Below are 18,680 nucleotides of genomic sequence, written 5' to 3' on the forward strand. Positions count from 1 at the left end.
GGCGATATGAAGGTACTGCTCACAGGAGCTGACGGATTCATCGGATCGCACCTGGCGGAGCAGCTCGTCAGGGACGGACATGAGGTGCGGGCACTCGTCCTGTACAACTCGTTCGACTCGCGCGGATGGCTCGACGGGCTCACCCCCGAGGTGGCCGCGGAGATCGAGTTCCTTCCCGGTGATATCCGCGATCCGGCGCTGATGATGTCGGCGGTCCGGGACCGTGACGCGGTGCTCCACCTCGCCGCGCTCATCGCGATCCCGTACTCGTACGCGGCGCCGGACCTCTACGTCCAGACCAACATCCAGGGCACGCTCAATCTGCTCAACGCCGCGCGTGCCGCCGGCGTGAGCCGCTTCATCCACACGTCGACGAGCGAGGTCTACGGCACCGCACGGTACGTGCCGATGGATGAAGGCCATCCGTTGCAGGGCCAGTCGCCGTACTCGGCGTCCAAGATCGCCGCGGATCAGATGGTGAACGCGTACCACGCCTCCTTCGGGCTGCCTGCAGTGACCATCCGCCCCTTCAACACGTTCGGTCCGCGGCAGTCCGCCCGCGCGGTGATCCCCACGATCATCAGCCAACTCGCCGCGGGCAAGCGTGAAGTACAGCTCGGCGCGCTGACCCCGACGAGGGACTTCACGTTCGTGCCCGACACGGTGTCTGGATTCACAGCGGCGCTCACCACGACGGCGGCTGTCGGCGAGGTCGTCAACCTCGGCGTCGGGTTCGAAGTCTCCATCGGTGAGACTTTCGACCTCATCGCCGAGGTCATGGGCGTGGACGCGGTGGCTACGGAAGACCCGGCGCGCCTGCGTCCGGCGAACTCCGAGGTGGAGCGGTTGTTCTCGAACAACGCGAAGGCGAGGGAGCTCCTCGGCTGGACTCCGCACTACGACGGCACGGAGGGCTTCCGTGAAGGCCTGCGTGTGACGGCGGAGTGGTTCACCGACCCGGCGAATCTCGCTCGATACCGCACTGACGCCTACATCGTATGAGTGCCGCCACAGAGATCGTCCACCGGTTGCGCGAGGTCGTCGGCGACGACGAATTCGTCGGTCTGCACATTCCCGACATCACCGATGTGGAGAAGCGGCGAGTGATGGAGTGCCTCGACTCGACCTACGTGTCCAGCGTGGGACGGTTCGTGGGAGAGTTCGAAGGCGCGGTCGCCGACTACACAGGGGCGGCGCACGGCATCGCCGTGTCCAACGGGACTTCAGCGCTGCAGGTCGCGCTGCAACTGGCGGGCGTGCGTCGCGGAGACGACGTGCTCGTCCCGGCCTTGTCCTTCATCGCCACGGCCAACGCCGTCATGCATGCCGGTGGTCAGCCGTACTTCCTCGATAGCGACGAGGGAACGCTCGGGCTTTCGGTCGAGGCGGTGGCGGCGGTGCTCCGCAGTGCGCGGACCAGCTCTGAGGGGCTTCTCAACCCCGTCACCGGCAATCGGATCGGCGCGATCGTTCCGATGCACACTCTCGGACATCCGATGCGCATCGGCGAGCTCGTCGCCCTGGCGGACGAGTACGGAGTGCCGGTCGTGGAGGACGCGGCGGAATCGCTGGGAAGCCGCGTCGGGGAGAAGCACACCGGCACGTTCGGTCGGCTGGGAATCTTGAGTTTCAACGGGAACAAGATCCTCACCACAGGCGGCGGCGGGATGATCCTCACCGACGACGACGAGCTCGCCCACAGAGCGAAGCACCTCACCACGACGGCCAAGCAGCCGCACCGGTGGGAGTTCGAGCATGACGAGGTCGCTTTCAACTATCGGATGCCCAACCTCAACGCCGCCCTCGGCGTCGCTCAGCTCGAACGTCTCCCGGCTTTCGTCGATGCCAAGCGTCGGCTGGCCGCGCAGTACAGCGCGGTGTTCGCGGAGCTCGACGGCGTCACCTTCCTCGAGGAGCCACCCGGCACGAGCAGCAACTACTGGCTCTGCGCGATCCGCCTCGATGACGGGGCTCGAACCCGCGACGATGTGCTGGAGGCGACGAACGCTGCCGGGCTGCAGTGCCGTCCCTTCTGGAACCTGCTCCCGCACCAGGCCCCCTACCGGAATCTGCCGCACGGTGGCTTCCCGGTGGCAGAGGCTCTGCACGCGAGTGTCGTCTGCATCCCCAGCTCCCCGGCACTGGCTGACGCATGAGGAAGGTAGCCGTCCTGACCGGAACCCGCGCAGACTACGGGTTGTTGCGCGGACTGCTGCGGCAGATCGTCCAGGATCCTGAGCTGGAGTTGCAGCTCCTCGTCACGGGTACGCATCTCCGTGACGACTTCGGACGAACCGAGCGTGAGATCGAGAGAGATGGATTCCGGATCGCGGCCTCCGTGCCGATCTGGTCCGGAGACGACACCCGGGCCGCGGTGGCCGCCGACGTCGGCGCCGCACTGCCGGCGTTCGCCCAGGCGCTGACCGCGCTTGCACCGGACGTGCTGGTCGTCCTCGGCGACCGGTTGGAGGCCTTCGCCGCTGCCACGGCCGCGACGATCCTCTCGGTGCCGGTTGCCCACATCCACGGGGGTGAGGTGACCGAGGGAGCGATGGACGAGGCTCTCCGTCACTCCATCACGAAGATGTCGTACCTCCATTTCGCCTCGACCGAGGAGCATCGGCACCGGGTCATCCAACTGGGTGAGGACCCGCAGCGCGTGTACTTCCTCGGAGCGCCGATCGTCGATGCGCTCGCCGGTATGGACCTGCAGTCGCCGTCGGACGTGGAGAAGGAGTTCGGGATCCGGCTGCCCCAGCCGACCGCCCTGGTCACCTTTCATCCGGCGGTGATGGATGTCGCGCCGCCGGACCAGCTCGTCGAGGAGCTGCTCGCGGGCCTCCTCGCGGTGGACGGGCTCCACATCGTGCTCACAGGTTCGAACTCGGACATCGGAACCTCCGATGTCCGCGCCCTCATCGCTGCGTTCGTCGCGGAGAACGGCGACCGCGTGGATTTCGTGGAATCGTTCGGCCAGCGCGGATACCTCAGCGCCATGGCGGCCGCCTCGGTGGTCGCCGGCAACTCCTCCAGCACGGTGCTCGAGGCCCCTGTTCTCGGGATCCCTGCGGTTCTGGTCGGTGATCGGCAGAAGGGACGCCCGCTGTCTCCGAGTACTGCCACGCCGGAGCCGCACAGGGAGGCCATCGCCGCCGCGCTCCGCTCCGCTCTGCAGGGCCGGTCCGGAGCGGCGGAGGCGGCGATCTTCGGGCGTCCAGGATTCGCGCTGCGTGCGGCGGCGGTGCTGCGTGAGAGTGCGCTCCCGCATCCGCCGCGAAAGACTTTCCATGACCTTCCGAAGGAGTCGACCTCATGACCGCACCCGTATTCGTGATCGCCGAGGCCGGCGTGAACCACAACGGATCGATCGAGACGGCGGAGGAACTCGTCGATCTCGCCGCGTCCTCCGGTGCCGATGCGGTGAAGTTCCAGACGTTCTCCGCCGACGATCTTGCGCTCGAGTCGGCGGGACTCGCCGACTACCAGCGCACGTCCGATGACGATCATCGATCGCAACACGACCTGCTGCGGCGGCTCGAACTGACGCATGACGAGTTCCGACGTCTGCGAAACCGCTGCGCGGAGCGTGGCATCCAGTTCCTCTCCACTGCTTTCGACCTGCAGGGGCTGGACTTCCTCGTCGACGAGCTGCGGATCCCGCTCGTCAAGATCGCCTCCGGGGACCTCACCTTCGCTCCGCTCCTCGTCGCCGCCGGCCGCACCGGATTGCCTGTCATCCTGTCCACGGGAATGGCAGACCTCGCGGAGATCGACCGTGCTTTGCGCTTCCTCGCCGCGGGGCTTCAGCAGCATGACGGCACGCTGGAGCGCGGGGCACGGCTGACGCCCGACGTCTTGGACGAGGCGTGGCGACGCCGCGACGAGGTCCGGGACTTCGCCGCGCATGTCACGATCCTGCACTGCACGACCGAGTATCCGGCGGCCGACTCCCACCTCAATCTGCGAGCGATGCAGACGATCGCCGGCGAGTTCGGGCATCGAGTGGGCTACTCCGATCACTCCCTGGGGTCGCTCGCCTCGGTCCTCGCCGTGGGGATGGGGGCGACCGTGCTGGAGAAGCACTTCACCTTCGACGTCGCCGCCGAGGGGCCGGATCACGCCGCCTCCCTGGACCCCGATGGGCTCCGCGACTATGTGGCTGACGTTCGCCGAGTGCCGGTCATGCTCGGATCCGCAGAGAAGCGGTGCCAGCCGGTGGAGGAGGGCAACCGGGCGGTCGTCCGACGCAGCCTCGTGGCGGTGCGGGACCTTGCGGCGGGTGAAGTGATCGGTGAAGACGACGTCGCCTGCTTCCGTCCGGCATCCGGTCGGACCTCCTTCGATTTCTGGGAGGTCGTCGGGACGTCGGCGACACGGTCCTACACGCGTGGTGATCTCATCGATGCATGACCTCCTGCTGCTCGGAGCAGGCGGCCACGCCCGGTCCGTCCTCGCTGCGCTGCGCGGCGGGGAGGCAGTCGTCAGAGGCGCACTCGCACCCTTCGCTCCGGAACGCTCACTCGGTGTGCCCTACCTAGGTGACGACAGTGTGCTGGCTTCCTTCGACCCGGACGATGTGGCGGTCCTCAACGGTCTCGGTCCGGTAGCCGCCCGTGCTCGTCTCCACGAGCTGGCGGTCTCGCTCGGGTTCCGAGTCGAGAGCGTCGTTCACCCCCGCGCGATGGTGGACGCCGCCGCGACCGTGTCGCCCGGCGCGCAGCTCTTCGCCGGCGCCGTTGTCAACACCGGGGCGGTCATCGGCGCCGGGGCGGTGGTGAACTCCGGGGCGGTGGTCGAGCATGACTCCGTGGTCGGAGACCATAGCCATATCGCGCCGGGAGCCGTCGTCGCAGGCGGGGTGCGGATCGGCGACGGCGTCCATGTCGGGCTCGGCTCACGGATCATCGAAGGGGTCACGGTAGGGTCGGGATGTGTGGTTGGGGCGGGAGCCGTGGTGATCCGCGACGTGCCTGCGTGGACGACGGTCGTCGGTGTCCCGGCCCGCCCTATCACCGACAGGAGGGTGTCCCGTGACGGTTGATCGACCTATGCTCGTCGTCTCGCCCGACGTCAGCATCCGGACGGCTCTCGAGCGGATCGACCGGGGGGCGTTGCAGATGGTCTTCGTGGAGGATGCCGACGGTCGGTTGATCGGTGCGTTGAGCGACGGCGATGTCCGCCGCGGTCTCATCGCCGGCTCCGAGCTGGGCGACGCGGTGGCGACGGTCATGAACCGCACTCCGGCGACGGTGGGCCCGCATGCAACGCAGGACGACATCGCCGCGCTCAAGGCGCAACGAGGTATCCGTGTCGTCGCGGTCGTGGACTCGCGAGGGCGCATGATCGACATCGTCGGTGAGAACGAGCGCATCGGGACACCGCTCGACATCCCCGCCGTCTTGATGGCAGGCGGTCGAGGGCAGCGGCTGTATCCGCTCACCAAGGACATCCCCAAGCCCCTCGTGCCGCTCGGTGAGACGCCGATGATCGACATCATCCTGGGACGGTTGCGCAGCCAGGGGTTCCGACGCGTCTACGTTTCGGTGAATCACCTCGGACATCTGATCGAAGAGCACCTCGGTGACGGGACGGCCCACGGCCTCGAGATCAGCTTCCTCCACGAGCCCGCTCCGCTCGGCACCGCTGGCGCGCTCGCGCAGCTTCGGGGACGCATGGGCACTCCGTTCGTGGTGATGAACTCGGATCTGCTCACACAGGTGGATCTCCGGCGCATGCTCTCCTTCCATCGCTCCCTCGGAGCCGCCGCGACCATCGGCGCCCGGGAGTACGGCTTCGAGATCCCCTACGGCGTGATCCGTCGCGACGGCGACAGCGTCGTCGAACTCGCGGAGAAGCCGTATCACAGCGAGTTGGTGAGTGCGGGCATCTACGTCCTGGAACCCGACGCCCTGGAGGCGCTCGGGGAGGACGAGTACTGCGACATGCCCAGCCTGTTGGCGCGCCTGATGGACGGCGGACAGCGGGTCGGAGCGTTCGAGATCCATGAGGAGTGGATCGATGTCGGACGCCCAGAGGATCTCGAGCGCGCCAGGCAGGCGTGGGAACGGAACGGCCGATGAGGATTTGCACGATCACGGTGCGAGCGGGATCGAAGGGTGTCCCGGGGAAGAACTTGCGTGTCGTCGCCGGTCGGCCTCTCTACGGCCACTCCGTCGCGCAGGCGGTGGCGACCGGTCTCTTCGACGAGATCGTCGTCTCCAGCGATTCGGAGGAGATCCTCGCTCAGGCGCCGGCCTTCGGTGCGACGGGCGTGGTCCGCCGGCCTGCGGAGATGGCGACGGATACGGCGGGGAAGGTCCCGGCGATCGCACACGCCGTGCGCACCACAGAGGAGCGCACCGGGGCCCAGTACGACGTCTGCGTCGACCTCGACGCCACCAGCCCCTTGCGGACGATCGATGACATCCGCGACGCGGTCGCGCTGTTCGAGAGTGCACGGCCCGAGTCGCTGATCACCGGTGCCGAAGCGCGCCGCAATCCGTACTTCAATCTCGTCGAGGAGCAGCCGGACGGCACCGTCGCGGTGAGCAAGACCCCGGACGACGCCGTGCTGCGCCGCCAGGACGCGCCCCGCTGTTTCGATATGAACGGCTCCATCTACGTGTGGCGCCGGTCGTCCCTCCTGGACGATCAGGTCGTCTTCTTCCCGTCGACGATTCTCTTCGAGATGCCGGCTGAGCGTTCGATCGACGTCGACAGCGAGTTCGATTTCCGTATCGTGGAATGGCTCATGGGTCAGAGGAGCGACCTGTGAGTCAGGACGCTCGCGACATGGATGTGCGCACCTCTCCGGCTGTCCGCGCCCTGCTCGATCTCGAGGACGCAATGCCGGACAGTCTGCTCGAGGTGCTGCCTGGATCCACGGTGCCCTTCTGGGCGCAGGTGCGAGTGCAGATCGCGTGGGCACTCGCCGAGCAGGACACCGGCAGCGTCGCGGTGACCTCTGCATCCACGTGGTCACGACGTGCCGAAGCGCGGCGGGTGCTCCGCGGGTTCCTGCCGAGCCGTTGGGACGCCGTCCGGCGGGCACGCCCGCACGACGTCCTCTTCTACGTGTCGGGTGCCACCCTCGCTGCCGAGGCGAACCGGGCTCGCAACTGGCTCGTCGACGACTTCGCCGAAGCCACCCCCGGAGCGGTCGTCGTTCAGCTCCGCCCCCTCCCGTCGCCCCTCGGATCGCCCTCGTTCCGGCCGACCCTGAGCATGGAGGCTTCCGTGGCTCGCGCGCGGTGGCGCGAGCGGGGCAATCCCGTCCCGGCCTCCACCGTCTCCAGCGCGATGACGCTTCTCTCGGACTTCGCTCAGCGACTAGGCCGGCCCGCGGACGCCTTCGCCGCCATCGGGGCACGTGCCATGCGCGATGCCCGGCTCCGTCCGTTCCAGCTCGCCGAGCTCGAGCGCATGCTGGACCGCGTGCGTCCGCGTGTCGTCTTCTACGACAACGGCTCGTACACGTACAACGGCGAGTCCGTTGGGCTGATGAAGGACGCAGGCGCGTACGTCGTGGAACCGCAGCACGGCTGGATCGGTCCTTCGCACGCCGCCTACAACTTCGGTCGGGTCTTCGCGCACCCCTCGTTGGCTCGTGCGATCCCGGACGAATTGCTCACCTTCGGTGACTACTGGTCGCGGTCCGTCCGTCACCCTGGAGCGGTGACCGCGATAGGCAAGCCCCACCTCGAACGACAGGTCGCTTCAGCGCCTGCACAACGCCCGAAGCGGATCCTCGTGGTGTCATCGCGCAGCGACCCGGCCGCGAGCGACGCTTTCGTGACGACACTGCGCGCTTCCCTGGATCGCGAGTGGGAGGTGGCTTTCCGACCGCATCCCGGCGAGCGCAGCGGCGTCGAACAGCGTTACCCGAGCATCGCGGCGGATGCCGGGATCGAGATCGACGTCACCCCGGACGTGTATGAGTCTCTGAAGACCACCGCCGTGGTGGTCGGGGAGGCGAGCACCGTGCTGTTCGAGGCGCGCGCTTTCGGCTGCCTTGTGATCGCTCGCGACAGCGCATTCGCAGAGACCGTCATCGGGGACGCCTTTGGTACGCGGATCCGCGGAGTCGAGGAGGCCGTGGAACGCCTGCGGGGACTCACGGACGACGAGGCCCGCCTCGGGGAGGCTGACCCGGACATCTGGGCGCCCGGAGCGGTCGAGACGTATAGGCGCTGGCTCGCGGATCGAACCGCGAAGTGAGGTTCGACGCCAGGACGCGCGTCGCTGGAGGGGGCTTTCAGCGTGTCTGACCTAGAATTGCTTCGTTCCGCGGCGGTATCCGTCGCCGCGTCCTGAATGAGTGGGCCTGTGACCGTAACCCGAGATCTTTTCGCTGCCGTCCCGCGCAACCAGTTCGACACCCCCGGAAAGAGTCGTGGGCTGATCGACGTGGTGCGCTGGCGGTACCTGCTGCGTCTGCTCGTCCGGACCGGCGTCACGACCCGCTATCGCAACTCGGTCCTTGGGTGGACATGGTCGTATGTCCGGCCCGGGGCGCAATTCCTCGTCTTCTGGGTCGTCCTGGGTCTGTTTCTCAGCCTCGACCGTGGCATCCCGAACTATGCGGTGTATCTGTTCTCGGGGATCATCGTCATCAACCTGTTCTCGGAGGCCTTCAAGAACGCGACCACCTCGATCGTCGGCAACGCGCCGCTGGTGCGAAAGGTGTTCCTGCCCCGACAGCTCTTCGCCGTCTCTGCGACGATCGTGGCGCTCGTCCATTTCCTGCCGCAGATGGCTCTCCTGCTGGTGGTGTGCCTGTTCCTCGGCTGGCTGACTCAGATCTCCGTCTTGGGTCTCCTCGCGATGGTCGCGGCCGTGGTGATCGTGATGGTCTTCAGTCTCGGACTCGGACTGCTCTTCGGCGCGCTCAACGTCCGGTACCGTGACGCCGAGAACATCGTCGAGCTCTTCCTCCTCCTCGCGACCTGGGCATCGCCGGTGCTTTACAGCTGGACTCAGGTGCAAGACGCCGTCGTGAACACACTGGGATGGCCGCAGTGGATCGTCGAGATCTATCTCCTGAACCCCATCACCCAGGCGGTGGAGTTGTTCCACTACGCATTCTGGCGCCCCGTGACAGAGGGCGTCGTGACGGCGACGGGGGAGACGATGGCCTCCCTGCCCCCCGGACTCGCGTGGAACACCCTCTTCGCGTTCCTCATCGCCGCCGCAACGCTCCTGATCGGCCAGGCGGTCTTCCGTCGGCTCGAGGGAAGGTTCGCCCAGGATCTATGACAATGCAGACCACGCAGCGCCCGAGCATCATCGTCGACGGCGCCCGCAAACGTTTCACGCTCAACCACGCGTTCTCCCTGAAGGACACGGTGGTGTCCTGGATCAAGCGGCGCAAGCTCACGAGCGCATTCGAAGCCCTCAAGGGTGTGGACCTCGTGATCGACGAGGGCCAATCGGTGGCCATCCTCGGTTTCAACGGGTCAGGGAAGTCGACCCTGCTCAAGCTCATCTCCGGTGTTATGGAACCTGATGAGGGCGAGGTGCTCACCCGAGGACGGGTCGCCGGCCTCATCGAGGTCGGCGCCGGTTTCCACCCGGAGCTCTCGGGGCGGGAGAACGTGTTCCTCAACGCGGCGATCCTCGGGATGAAGAAGCACGAGATCGAGGCGAGATACGACGAGATCGTCGCGTTCAGCGAGATCGAGCAGTTCATCGACCAGGAGGTCAAGCACTACTCGTCGGGCATGTTCATGCGGCTGGCCTTCTCCGTCGCGATCCATGTCGAACTGGATGTGCTGCTGGTCGATGAGATCCTGTCCGTCGGCGACGCACCCTTCCGAGAGAAGTGTCGTCTGAAGTTCGAAGAGCTCATCGCAGCAGGGAAGACGTTGGTGGTGGTCAGCCACGACATGGAGATGGTGCGGGAGCTGTGCACCCGCGGTGTCGTCATCAGCAAGGGGCAGGTCGTCTACGACGGAGATATCGAGGGCGCCATCGCCCTGGTGGACGCGTGAGCGCCTGGCTGGCGCAGACGCCGGCGCTGGTGACTGCGCTCGCTCTGCTCGTGATCCCCGGACTTCCTGCCGGCCTCATGCTCCGCGGCGTCTCGGCCGTCGTTCGTCTCGGTGCCTCGATCGGCGTGTCTCTGGGCATCGTGGCCGCGTCGTCGCTTGTCGCTCCTCTCCTCGGAATGCGCTGGAGCCTGCTTCCGGTCGGGATCGTCAGCGCCGTGGTCTGGGCAGTGGCGGCGATACTGCGTCTGTTCGGTCGCCGGTCGGCAGTCATCGCTCATGTCCGGACGGGCCTCGGTGTGTGGCTCGCGATCGCGGCGGCCTTCATCGGGTGGGTCGTCATCCTCATGGTCGGCATCGGAAGCCCGGACGACCCCTCGCAGCTCTACGACGGTCTGTTCCACCTGAATGCTGTCGAGTTCGTCGCGGCCACGGGGGATGCGTCGCCCCTCCACATGACGATGGTGCTCCCCGGCCACAGCACATCGTTCTATCCGACGCTGTGGCACGCCCTCACGAGTCTGGTGCTCCCCGTCGCGGGAGACGTCGTGGCCGCGACCAACGTCGTGACCATCGCCGTCATCGCTCTCATCTGGCCCGTCGCCCTCGCCGCTGTGACGAGAGTCGTCTTCCCCTCGCGTCCCGACGCGGCGATTTGGGCTCCGCTGGTCGGCTTCGCCTTCAGCGTCTTCCCGCTGGGATTCCTCAACTGGGGCGTCCTCTATCCGAACCTGATCGGCACAGTGCTGATTCCGATCCTGATCGCGGCCGTGCTCCTCGCGTTCGCGCCGGCAGTCTCCTGGCCCGAGCGGACTCTGCGCATCCTCGTCGCTCTCGCCGTTGCCGCGGGAACCGGTCTCGGGCATCCGTCTGCGCTCCTGGGGGGCCTGGTGCTCCTGCTCCCCTTCGCCCTGTGGCGCGCGTGGGAGGTCGCTCGTCGCGGGGGGACGGCGACCCGAGTGGCCGTGGGTGCAGGCGTCGTCGTCGCGTTTGTGGCCTTCGTGGCGCTGTGGAGCAAGGCGAACGTCACCACTCACGAGTGGCTGCCCACCCAGACGATCGCGCAAGCCACGGGGGAGGTGATCTTCCTCAGCCCCGTGGGGCGCAGCACCGGACTCCTCCTGGGCCTCCTGGTCCTTCTCGGCATCTGGCGCGTCTGCAGAGAGCGCCTCTGGTGGGTGCTGTCCTCCTACCTCGTCAGCGTCGTGCTCTACATCGCCTCCGCGTGGCTCCCGGTGCTGCCCCTGCGCAGCTTTCTCGTCGGGATCTGGTACGACGACACGACTCGGGTGGCCGCTCTGCTAGCGATCTGGGGGCTTCCACTGGCCGCTCTCGGGATGACGCTCGTCGTCGACAGGCTGCGTGCGCTCTGGCGTGCGGGGCGACGGGTCACGGCCGTCATCCTCATCGCGGTCGTCGCCGTCCTGGCGGCCACTCATCTGCTCGCCGTGCGCAACGATCTGCGCTACATGCGTGATGTCAGCTATCGCTTCGACAGTGCGTCCCAAGGACTCTCTCCCGACGAGGCAGCTCTGTTCGAGCGCCTGGAGACCGAGCTCCCGGAGGACGCGCTGGTCATCGGCGATCCGCTCACGGGCGCGGGGCTGCTCTTCGCCTACACCGGGCATGATGTCGTCTTCCCGCACGTGACCGGCCGGTACGGCGCGGACGCGGCGCTGCTGGCGCGCACCCTGGTGGAGGGGGACGCGGCCGTCTGCGACGCGATCGAGAACCTCGGGGTCACGCATGCGCTCGACTTCGGCGACACCGTGCTCTTCCAGAACCACTACACCACCTACGACGGTCTGCACCATCTGGGCGAGTCCTCGATCCTCACCGAAGTGGACCGCGTGGGGGACGCGGCGCTCTACGAAGTCACGGGTTGCGACTAGCGTCCTTCTCGTGCTCCTCCGCTTCGAGCAGCGAGATCTTGCGAGCGAGCAGGGTGAGCTGACGCTGCAGAGCGACGTTGCGCCGGTACTGGGAGTACACGAAGGCGAGGAACATCACGATGAGGCCGTACAGAACGAGGTCGGTGCCACGGCCGACCCCGACGAGCTGAGCGAGCCAGCTGAGCCACTGCGGGAACAGCACGGAGAGCACGGCGACGACGACGAAGAGCCCCATGAGCAGGCGCCGGATGGCGAGGTGGCTGTCGGCGCCGGTGCGGCGCATCATGAAGACAGCGAGGATGACGATCGCGGCGATGAGAAGGACCTGGATCCACATGATCAGCGCACCACCAGGTCGACGAGGATGTTCACGGAGTTCAACACGCTCTGGCCCTTCGCCTTCGAGTAGTCGGTGTAGAGGAGTTCCACGGGATACTCCTTCCATGGCAGACGGGTCCGCCCCAATTCGAGCACGATCTCGGTGGCGTGTGCCATGCGGTCCTGCTTGAGCTCGATGCCCTCGGCCGCGTCCCGGCGGATCACGCGCAACCCGTTGTGGGCGTCGGTGAGCTTCAGGCTCGTGGTGAGGTTCGTGACCCACACGGCCGTCTTCAGGATGACCTTCTTCATCCATCCGGGGTTGGTCCGGTCGTCGAGGAAGCGGGAGCCGAACACGATGGCGACATCTTCGTCCCTGGCGAGCTGGAGCATGCCGAGGGCGTCCTCCACTCGGTGCTGGCCGTCCGCGTCGAAGGTCACGATGTAATCGCACTCGGGGTGTGCCAGAGCGAAGTCGATCCCCGTCTGCAGGGCTGCCCCCTGACCGAGATTGACCGGATGCTGCACGAGGTGCGCCCCCGCCGCGGCGGCTTCCGCCGCCGAGCCGTCGCTGGACCCGTCGTCGACGCAGACGATGTGGGTGAAGTGGGGCTTGAGGCTCTCGATCACGCCGCCGATCACGCTGGCTTCGTTGTAGAGGGGGATCACGACCCAGGCGCGAGGATCGGCGGGGGAAGGCGCGGGGACGCTCGAGGACATGGTTCTATTGTGTCAGGTGTCGATTCGGGCGCCGGTCCACCGAACAGCAGGGGCAGGATGTCGAGGAGACGACGCGCCGTCATCGCGACACGGCTCTACACGCCGGAGGTGACCGCCGCCAGCTTCCGGATGGAGGCGCTCGCCCACGCGCTGGCCGCCGACACGGATGTCACCGTCCTGAGCACGAAGCCGCCGCGGGACACGGTGATCGCCGATGCCCCTGGCGTGGTCGTGCGTCGCGCGCCGGTGCTCAGAGACCGCAGCGGAGCCATCCGCGGGTACGTCCCGTACCTGTCGTTCGACGTGCCCCTCTTCTTCCGGCTGCTGGTCCGGCGGAGCGACGTGATCGTCGCCGAGGCGCCGCCGACGACCGGGTTCGCGGCCGCGATCGCCGCCTTCCTCACTCGACGCCCGCTGGTCTACTACCCCGGCGACGTATGGACCGACGCGGTCGCCTCGATGGACGCCCCCGGCCCGGTGGTGGCGGTCATGCGGTTCGTCGAGCGCTTCGTCCTGCGCCGCGCGGCACGGTCGCTGGCGGTCTCCACGGAGGTCGCCGATCGGCTCGCCGCGATCGGCGGGCGACCGGAGCGTGTCGTGACGGTGGGCAACGGGATCGACACCGCGGTCTTCCGTCCCGACGTCGTCCCGCACGAAGCGGAGCGGCCCTACTTCGTCTACACCGGCACGATGTCGGAGTGGCAGCAACCCGACGTCTTCATCCGTGCGCTCGCTCTGCTCCCGGATGAGGACGTCGAGCTCCGGTTCTTCGGACAGGGAGCCGTGGAGGCAGAGCTGAAGGAACTCGCTGCACGGCTCGCACCGGGCCGGGTGCACTTCGGAGGACTCGTCGGCCCCGCGACCTCGGCCTCGTGGATCCGTGGAGCTGTCGGGGCGCTGGTGAGCATCGTCCCCGGGATCGGCTACGACTTCGCCCGACCGACCAAGACGTATGCGGCGGCCGCGGTCGGGACCCCCGTGCTCTTCACGGGCGCGGAGACCGGCGGCGAGGTCGTGCGTGCGGGCGGACTCGGCGAAGCCGTCGGATTCGACCCGGAGGAGGTGGCGGCGGCCATGCGGCGGCTGCTCGGCGAGTGGGCGTCGGGGGAGACCGAGCGCATCCGGGAGGCTCGGGCCGCGTGGGCGGTGGACAACGCCTCGCTCACCACCGTCGGCGCCCGCGCCGCGGAAGTCGTTCGCGGCGCGCGTCGAGGTTCGCGGAGCAACGGCAAGTAGAATCTCGTCAGTGCTGCCTCATCGCGCAGCGTGCAAGGAGCCCCGTGACTGAAACCTCCCGCGTGCGGATCGTCGATTCCGCCGATGTGTCCGCCGACGCCGTCATCGGCGACGGATCCTCCATCTGGCACCTCGCCCAGGTCCGCGAACAGGCCCGCCTCGGCGAGAACTGCATCGTGGGTCGCGGTGCGTACATCGGTACCGGTGTGGAGATGGGCGACAACTGCAAGGTGCAGAACTACGCCCTCGTCTACGAGCCCGCCAAGCTCGGCGACGGCGTGTTCATCGGCCCCGCCGTCGTGCTCACCAACGACACCTACCCCCGCGCGATCAACGCCGACGGGAGCCTGAAGAGCGCCCACGACTGGGAGCCGGTCGGGGTCACCATCGAGCGCGGCGCATCGATCGGCGCCCGTGCCACCTGCGTCGCCCCGGTGACGATCGGCGCCTGGGCGACGGTCGCGGCCGGCGCCGTGGTCGTCAAGGACGTCCCGGCGCACGCCCTCGTCGCCGGCGTCCCGGCCCGGCGCATCGGCTGGGTCGGCGAGGCGGGTGTCCCGCTCACCCGCGGCGACGACGATCACACCTGGGTGTGCCCCGCGACCGGGGCGCGCTTCATCGAGACCGACGGAACACTGACCAAGGAGACCGTGTGAGCGAGTTCATTCCCCCCGCCAAGCCCCTCATCGGCGACGAAGAGCGCGAAGCCGTCGATCGCGTCCTCCGCAGCGGCATGGTCGCGCAGGGCCCCGAGGTCGCCGCCTTCGAGCAGGAGTTCTCGGCGCACTTCGTGCCCGGCCGCCCGTCGGTGGCGGTCAACTCCGGCACCGCAGGCCTGCACCTCGGTCTGCTCGCCGCGGGCGTCGGCCCGGGCGACGAGGTCATCGTGCCGTCCTTCACGTTCGCCGCGACCGGCAACTCGGTGGCGCTCACCGGGGGCACCCCGGTCTTCGTCGACATCGAGCCGGACACGTTCTCCCTGGACCCCGAGGCGGTCGCCGCCGCGATCACGCCGAAGACCAAGGGCATCCTCCCCGTGCACCTCTACGGACACCCGGCCCGCATGCGCGAGCTCGAGGCGCTGGCCGCCGAGCGCGGCGTCGCCCTGTACGAGGACGCGGCGCAGGCGCACGGCGCGTCGCTCGACGGCCGCCCGGTCGGCTCGTTCGGTGAGTTCGCCATGTTCAGCCTCTACCCGACGAAGAACATGACCAGCGGCGAGGGCGGCATGGTGACCACGGCGACCGACGAGATCGCCCGTCAGGTCAAGCTGCTGCGCAACCAGGGCATGGAGCGGCAGTACGAGAACGAGATCGTGGGCTTCAACGCCCGGATGACCGACATCCACGCCGCGATCGGTCGTGTGCAGCTGACCAAGGTGGACGGCTGGACGAAGACCCGTCAGCAGAACGCGGCCTTCCTCGATGCGAACCTGCAGGGCGTCGTCGTCCCGCCGGTCGCCGATGGTGCCGTGCACGTGTACCACCAGTACACGATCCGCGTCCCCGAGGACCGGGACGGCTTCGTGGCCGCGCTGAAGAGCGAGCACAACGTCGGCGCCGGCGTGTACTACCCGATCCCGAACCACCGGCTCCCGTCGCTCGCGCACTTCGCTCCCGGGCTCGACCTTCCGGAGACCGAGCGTGCGGCGCGCGAGGTCGCCTCGCTGCCGGTGCACCCGTCACTCAGCCAGGACGACCTCGAGCGCATCGTCGCCGCGGTGAACGCCGTCGCGAAGGCGGGTGCCTGATGGCGGACCTGCGCGCCGGCCTCCTCGGCGTCGGGATGATGGGCCGCCACCACGCCCGCGTGCTCCGCGAGCTCGACGGTGTGGAGCTCGTCGCGATCGCCGACCCCGGTGGCGACCCGCACGGCGTCGCCGGCGACCTGGAGATCCTGCCCGACATCGACGCGCTCATCGGCGCCGGCATCGATATCGCCGTGGTCGCCGTTCCCACGCGATTCCACGAGGACGCGGCGCTCAAGCTCGCGGCCGCCGGCGTGCACACCCTGGTCGAGAAGCCGATCGCGCACACGGTCGACGCCGGCCAGCGCATGGTTGACGCCTTCGCTGCGGCCGGACTGGTCGGGGCGGTCGGGCACATCGAGCGCTTCAACCCCGCCGTGCAGGAGCTGCGTCGCCGGATCGAAGCCGGCGAGCTCGGCGCCGTGTACCAGGTGGTCACCCGCCGGCAGGGTCCGTTCCCGTCGCGGATCGCCGACGTCGGCGTGGCGAAGGACCTCGCCTCGCACGACGTCGACCTCACGGCCTGGGTCGTGCAGAGCGATTACGAGCGGGTGTTCGCCCAGACCGCGTTCAAGAGCGGTCGCGAGCACGAGGACATGATCACGATCACCGGCCGGACGGCCAACGGCGTGATCGTGAACAACATCGTCAACTGGCTGAGCCCGATGAAGGAGCGCGTCACGGTCGTCACGGGGGAGAAGGGCGCCTTCGTCGCCGACACCTCCACCGGCGACCTCACCTTCTACGCCAACGGCACGATCCCCCTCGAATGGGAATCCGTGTCCTCCTTCCGCGGGGTCTCCGAAGGAGACGTCACGCGCTACGCGTTCGCCAAGCGCGAGCCGCTGCGCGTCGAGCATGAGGCCTTCCGCGATGCCGTGCTCGGGCAGCAGACCGACGTCGTCACCATGGAGCAGGGACTGCGGACGCTGACTGTCGTGGAGGCTGCTCTAAGCTCCGCACGCAGCGGTGATGCCGTCGTCATCTGAGTCATGATCCAGCTCGTCCGGACGCTTCGCCGTCTTCTTCCTTTCCTCCCGTCGTCGGCGAAGAAGTTCCTCGGGATCTTCGCCGTGGTGACCTCTGTCCTGGCTCTGGTCGACGTCGTCGCGCTGATGCTGCTCGCGCTCACCCTCGCCGCCAGCGTGACGAGAACCGACATCGTCCTCCCCCTCATCGGCACGGTTCAGGCTGATCAGGTTCTCTGGCTCATTCTGGTGCTCGCGGTGATCGTCGTGGCCAAGTCTGCGGCGAACGTGTGGCTGCAGTGGATCGCGACGCGACGGTTCGCCTCCTACGAGCTCGCTGTCGGTCAAGAGCTGTTCGGCGCCTACATCCGCTCATCATGGACGGATCGGATCTCGCGAAACAGCGCCCAGATCGTGCAGATGTCTGACACCGGCATCGCCAGCGTGATCGCCGGGTTCCTCCTCCCCGCCACCACGCTCCCCGGCCTCATCGTGACTTCGGTGGGCGTGGTGACAGTGATCGTCGTCGCCCAGCCGGTGACGGCCCTCGTCACGATCGTCTATCTCGGAGGGATCGCCGTCCTCCAATACCTCGTCCTGAGCGGTAAGACCCGCCAGGCGGCCCGTGTAGCGCGCAATTCGTCTCTTCGTGTGGCCACGCTAATCTCCGGGATGGTGGCATCGCTGAAAGAGATCACGCTCCGGGGCAAGGCGGATGAAGTGAGCGAGGTGATCCGCGTGAACCGGCAGCGCACCGCGCGGGCTCGCGCGAACGCAGGATTCCTTTCGGCGGTTCCTCGCTTCATCTTCGACGCTGCGATCATCGGTGGTTTCGTGATCGTCGGAGGAGCTGCCTTCCTCGTCGGCGGAATCGATCAGGCGATCTCCGCGGTGGCGCTGTTCGGTATCGCCGGCTTCCGTCTCGTGCCTTCCCTCACGGGCTTCCAGTCCGTCATCACCCGAACGATCACGTCGACCCCCTACGTGGACGCCGTCATCGCCGACGTGGAGGCGTCGAAGAAGTTCCTTGCAGACCGCGAACAGCTGGGTAAAGAACCCTTGCCGGGGGCACCGCGGCTCCTCCAGCTCTCCGGAGTTGGGTTCACGTTCCCGGGCAGCGACGTGGCAGCGGTCCGCGATGTGGGCATCCGCATCCCGATCGGGACGACCGTCGGGATCGCCGGTGCGTCCGGCGCCGGCAAATCGACCCTGGTCGACCTGCTCCTGGGGCTGCTGACCCCCACCGAGGGATCGATCACGATCGACGACAAGCCTCTCGAGGACGTGCTCGAGGCATGGCGATCCCACGTGGGGTATGTGCCTCAGGAAGTCACCTTGTTCGATGGCACGATCGCGCAGAACATCGCGCTCACCTGGGGTGATGACGTCGACCTCGTGCGTGTCGAGGATGCCGCTCGTCGCGCACAGCTCTGGAGCGTGATCGAGCAGCGTGCCGACGGTCTCCAGGCGCGTGTGGGGGAGCGGGGGCTCACGCTATCGGGCGGACAGCGTCAGCGGCTGGGCATCGCGCGCGCACTCTACTGCGATCCCTTGGTCCTCGTCCTCGATGAAGCGACCAGCGCCCTGGACACCAAGACCGAGGCGGACGTCTCCGCAGCCATCCGCGACCTCAGGGGCGATGTCACCGTGATCGCCGTGGCACACCGCCTGAGCACGATCATGGATTCGGATCAGATCCTCTTCATGCAGGACGGGACGGTGGCGGCGCAGGGCACTTTCGCCGAGGTCGTCGCCGCCAGCCCCGCCTTCGCCGATCAGGCGAAGCTGGCGGGGCTCGCCTGAGAGAGGGCGT

At 67.7% G+C, this 18,680-nt stretch carries 18 protein-coding genes; 16 read left to right on the plus strand and 2 right to left on the minus strand.

From position 1 onward, the window contains the following. The first annotated feature begins 6 nt into the window (after positions 1-6). From B2W79_RS06565 to B2W79_RS06615, 11 genes are all read left to right on the plus strand, one after another. Positions 7-1,002 carry a GDP-mannose 4,6-dehydratase gene (locus B2W79_RS06565; protein ID WP_071328248.1) on the plus strand — a complete coding sequence of 332 codons (996 nt, stop codon included), beginning with the start codon at positions 7-9 and terminating at the stop codon, positions 1,000-1,002. Continuing rightward, a complete protein-coding gene (locus tag B2W79_RS06570) occupies positions 999-2,156 on the plus strand; it encodes a LegC family aminotransferase (RefSeq protein WP_292788044.1) in 1,158 nt (385 codons plus the stop codon). The genes B2W79_RS06565 and B2W79_RS06570 overlap by 4 nt, the downstream gene beginning before the upstream one ends. Then, complete coding sequence (neuC, locus tag B2W79_RS06575) at positions 2,153-3,316, plus strand: UDP-N-acetylglucosamine 2-epimerase (protein ID WP_292788045.1); 1,164 nt, start codon at positions 2,153-2,155, stop codon at positions 3,314-3,316. Before B2W79_RS06570 ends, neuC begins: the two co-directional genes overlap by 4 nt. Then, positions 3,313-4,410, plus strand: coding sequence for an N-acetylneuraminate synthase family protein (locus B2W79_RS06580; RefSeq protein ID WP_292788046.1), 1,098 nt, complete (start codon positions 3,313-3,315; stop codon positions 4,408-4,410). Before neuC ends, B2W79_RS06580 begins: the two co-directional genes overlap by 4 nt. After that, positions 4,403-5,041: an acetyltransferase gene (locus B2W79_RS06585; protein ID WP_071328252.1), complete on the plus strand. Its 639-nt coding sequence runs from the start codon at positions 4,403-4,405 to the stop codon at positions 5,039-5,041. The genes B2W79_RS06580 and B2W79_RS06585 overlap by 8 nt, the downstream gene beginning before the upstream one ends. A gap of 7 nt (positions 5,042-5,048) precedes the next feature. Then, positions 5,049-6,080 (plus strand): nucleotidyltransferase family protein, encoded by a 1,032-nt coding sequence (locus tag B2W79_RS06590; RefSeq protein WP_071328253.1) that lies wholly within the window; start codon positions 5,049-5,051, stop codon positions 6,078-6,080. Further along, entirely contained in the window at positions 6,077-6,775 is a 699-nt protein-coding gene (locus tag B2W79_RS06595; protein WP_292788049.1) for a cytidylyltransferase domain-containing protein, read from the plus strand. Before B2W79_RS06590 ends, B2W79_RS06595 begins: the two co-directional genes overlap by 4 nt. After that, on the plus strand, positions 6,772-8,217 hold the full coding sequence (locus B2W79_RS06600; RefSeq protein WP_071328255.1) for a hypothetical protein: 1,446 nt from the start codon (positions 6,772-6,774) through the stop codon (positions 8,215-8,217). Before B2W79_RS06595 ends, B2W79_RS06600 begins: the two co-directional genes overlap by 4 nt. 108 nt (positions 8,218-8,325) lie before the next feature. Further along, positions 8,326-9,255 carry an ABC transporter permease gene (locus B2W79_RS06605; protein ID WP_256209396.1) on the plus strand — a complete coding sequence of 310 codons (930 nt, stop codon included), beginning with the start codon at positions 8,326-8,328 and terminating at the stop codon, positions 9,253-9,255. After that, positions 9,252-9,989, plus strand: coding sequence for an ABC transporter ATP-binding protein (locus B2W79_RS06610; RefSeq protein WP_071328257.1), 738 nt, complete (start codon positions 9,252-9,254; stop codon positions 9,987-9,989). The genes B2W79_RS06605 and B2W79_RS06610 overlap by 4 nt, the downstream gene beginning before the upstream one ends. After that, complete coding sequence (locus B2W79_RS06615) at positions 9,986-11,878, plus strand: DUF6541 family protein (protein WP_292788052.1); 1,893 nt, start codon at positions 9,986-9,988, stop codon at positions 11,876-11,878. Before B2W79_RS06610 ends, B2W79_RS06615 begins: the two co-directional genes overlap by 4 nt. On the opposite strand, the gene B2W79_RS06620 is transcribed toward B2W79_RS06615, so the two are convergent. Then, the gene (locus tag B2W79_RS06620) at positions 11,862-12,215 is read right to left on the minus strand and encodes a DUF2304 domain-containing protein (protein WP_071328259.1); all 354 of its coding nucleotides are present in this window, start codon (positions 12,213-12,215) and stop codon (positions 11,862-11,864) included. The genes B2W79_RS06615 and B2W79_RS06620 overlap by 17 nt on opposite strands. A 2-nt stretch (positions 12,216-12,217) precedes the next feature. Continuing rightward, positions 12,218-12,916, minus strand: coding sequence for a glycosyltransferase family 2 protein (locus B2W79_RS06625; protein ID WP_071328260.1), 699 nt, complete (start codon positions 12,914-12,916; stop codon positions 12,218-12,220). A 57-nt stretch (positions 12,917-12,973) separates the two neighbouring features. Between B2W79_RS06625 and B2W79_RS06630 the strand changes: the two genes are divergently transcribed. From B2W79_RS06630 to B2W79_RS06650, 5 genes are read left to right on the plus strand one after another with little or no spacing between them, the layout of a single operon-like run. Further along, entirely contained in the window at positions 12,974-14,152 is a 1,179-nt protein-coding gene (locus tag B2W79_RS06630; protein ID WP_071328261.1) for a glycosyltransferase family 4 protein, read from the plus strand. A gap of 44 nt (positions 14,153-14,196) precedes the next feature. Further along, positions 14,197-14,808, plus strand: coding sequence for an acyltransferase (locus B2W79_RS06635; RefSeq protein WP_256209397.1), 612 nt, complete (start codon positions 14,197-14,199; stop codon positions 14,806-14,808). Then, entirely contained in the window at positions 14,805-15,902 is a 1,098-nt protein-coding gene (locus tag B2W79_RS06640) for a DegT/DnrJ/EryC1/StrS family aminotransferase (protein ID WP_071328262.1), read from the plus strand. The genes B2W79_RS06635 and B2W79_RS06640 overlap by 4 nt, the downstream gene beginning before the upstream one ends. Then, on the plus strand, positions 15,902-16,888 hold the full coding sequence (locus B2W79_RS06645) for a Gfo/Idh/MocA family protein (RefSeq protein WP_292788057.1): 987 nt from the start codon (positions 15,902-15,904) through the stop codon (positions 16,886-16,888). Before B2W79_RS06640 ends, B2W79_RS06645 begins: the two co-directional genes overlap by 1 nt. Before the next feature lie 3 nt (positions 16,889-16,891). Beyond that, positions 16,892-18,670, plus strand: a complete 1,779-nt coding sequence (locus B2W79_RS06650) for an ABC transporter ATP-binding protein (RefSeq protein ID WP_292788059.1) — start codon at positions 16,892-16,894, stop codon at positions 18,668-18,670. Positions 18,671-18,680 lie beyond the last annotated feature (10 nt).

It is taken from the genome of Microbacterium sp. UBA7513 (genome assembly GCF_002478345.1).
Classification (GTDB): Bacteria; Actinomycetota; Actinomycetes; order Actinomycetales; family Microbacteriaceae; genus Microbacterium.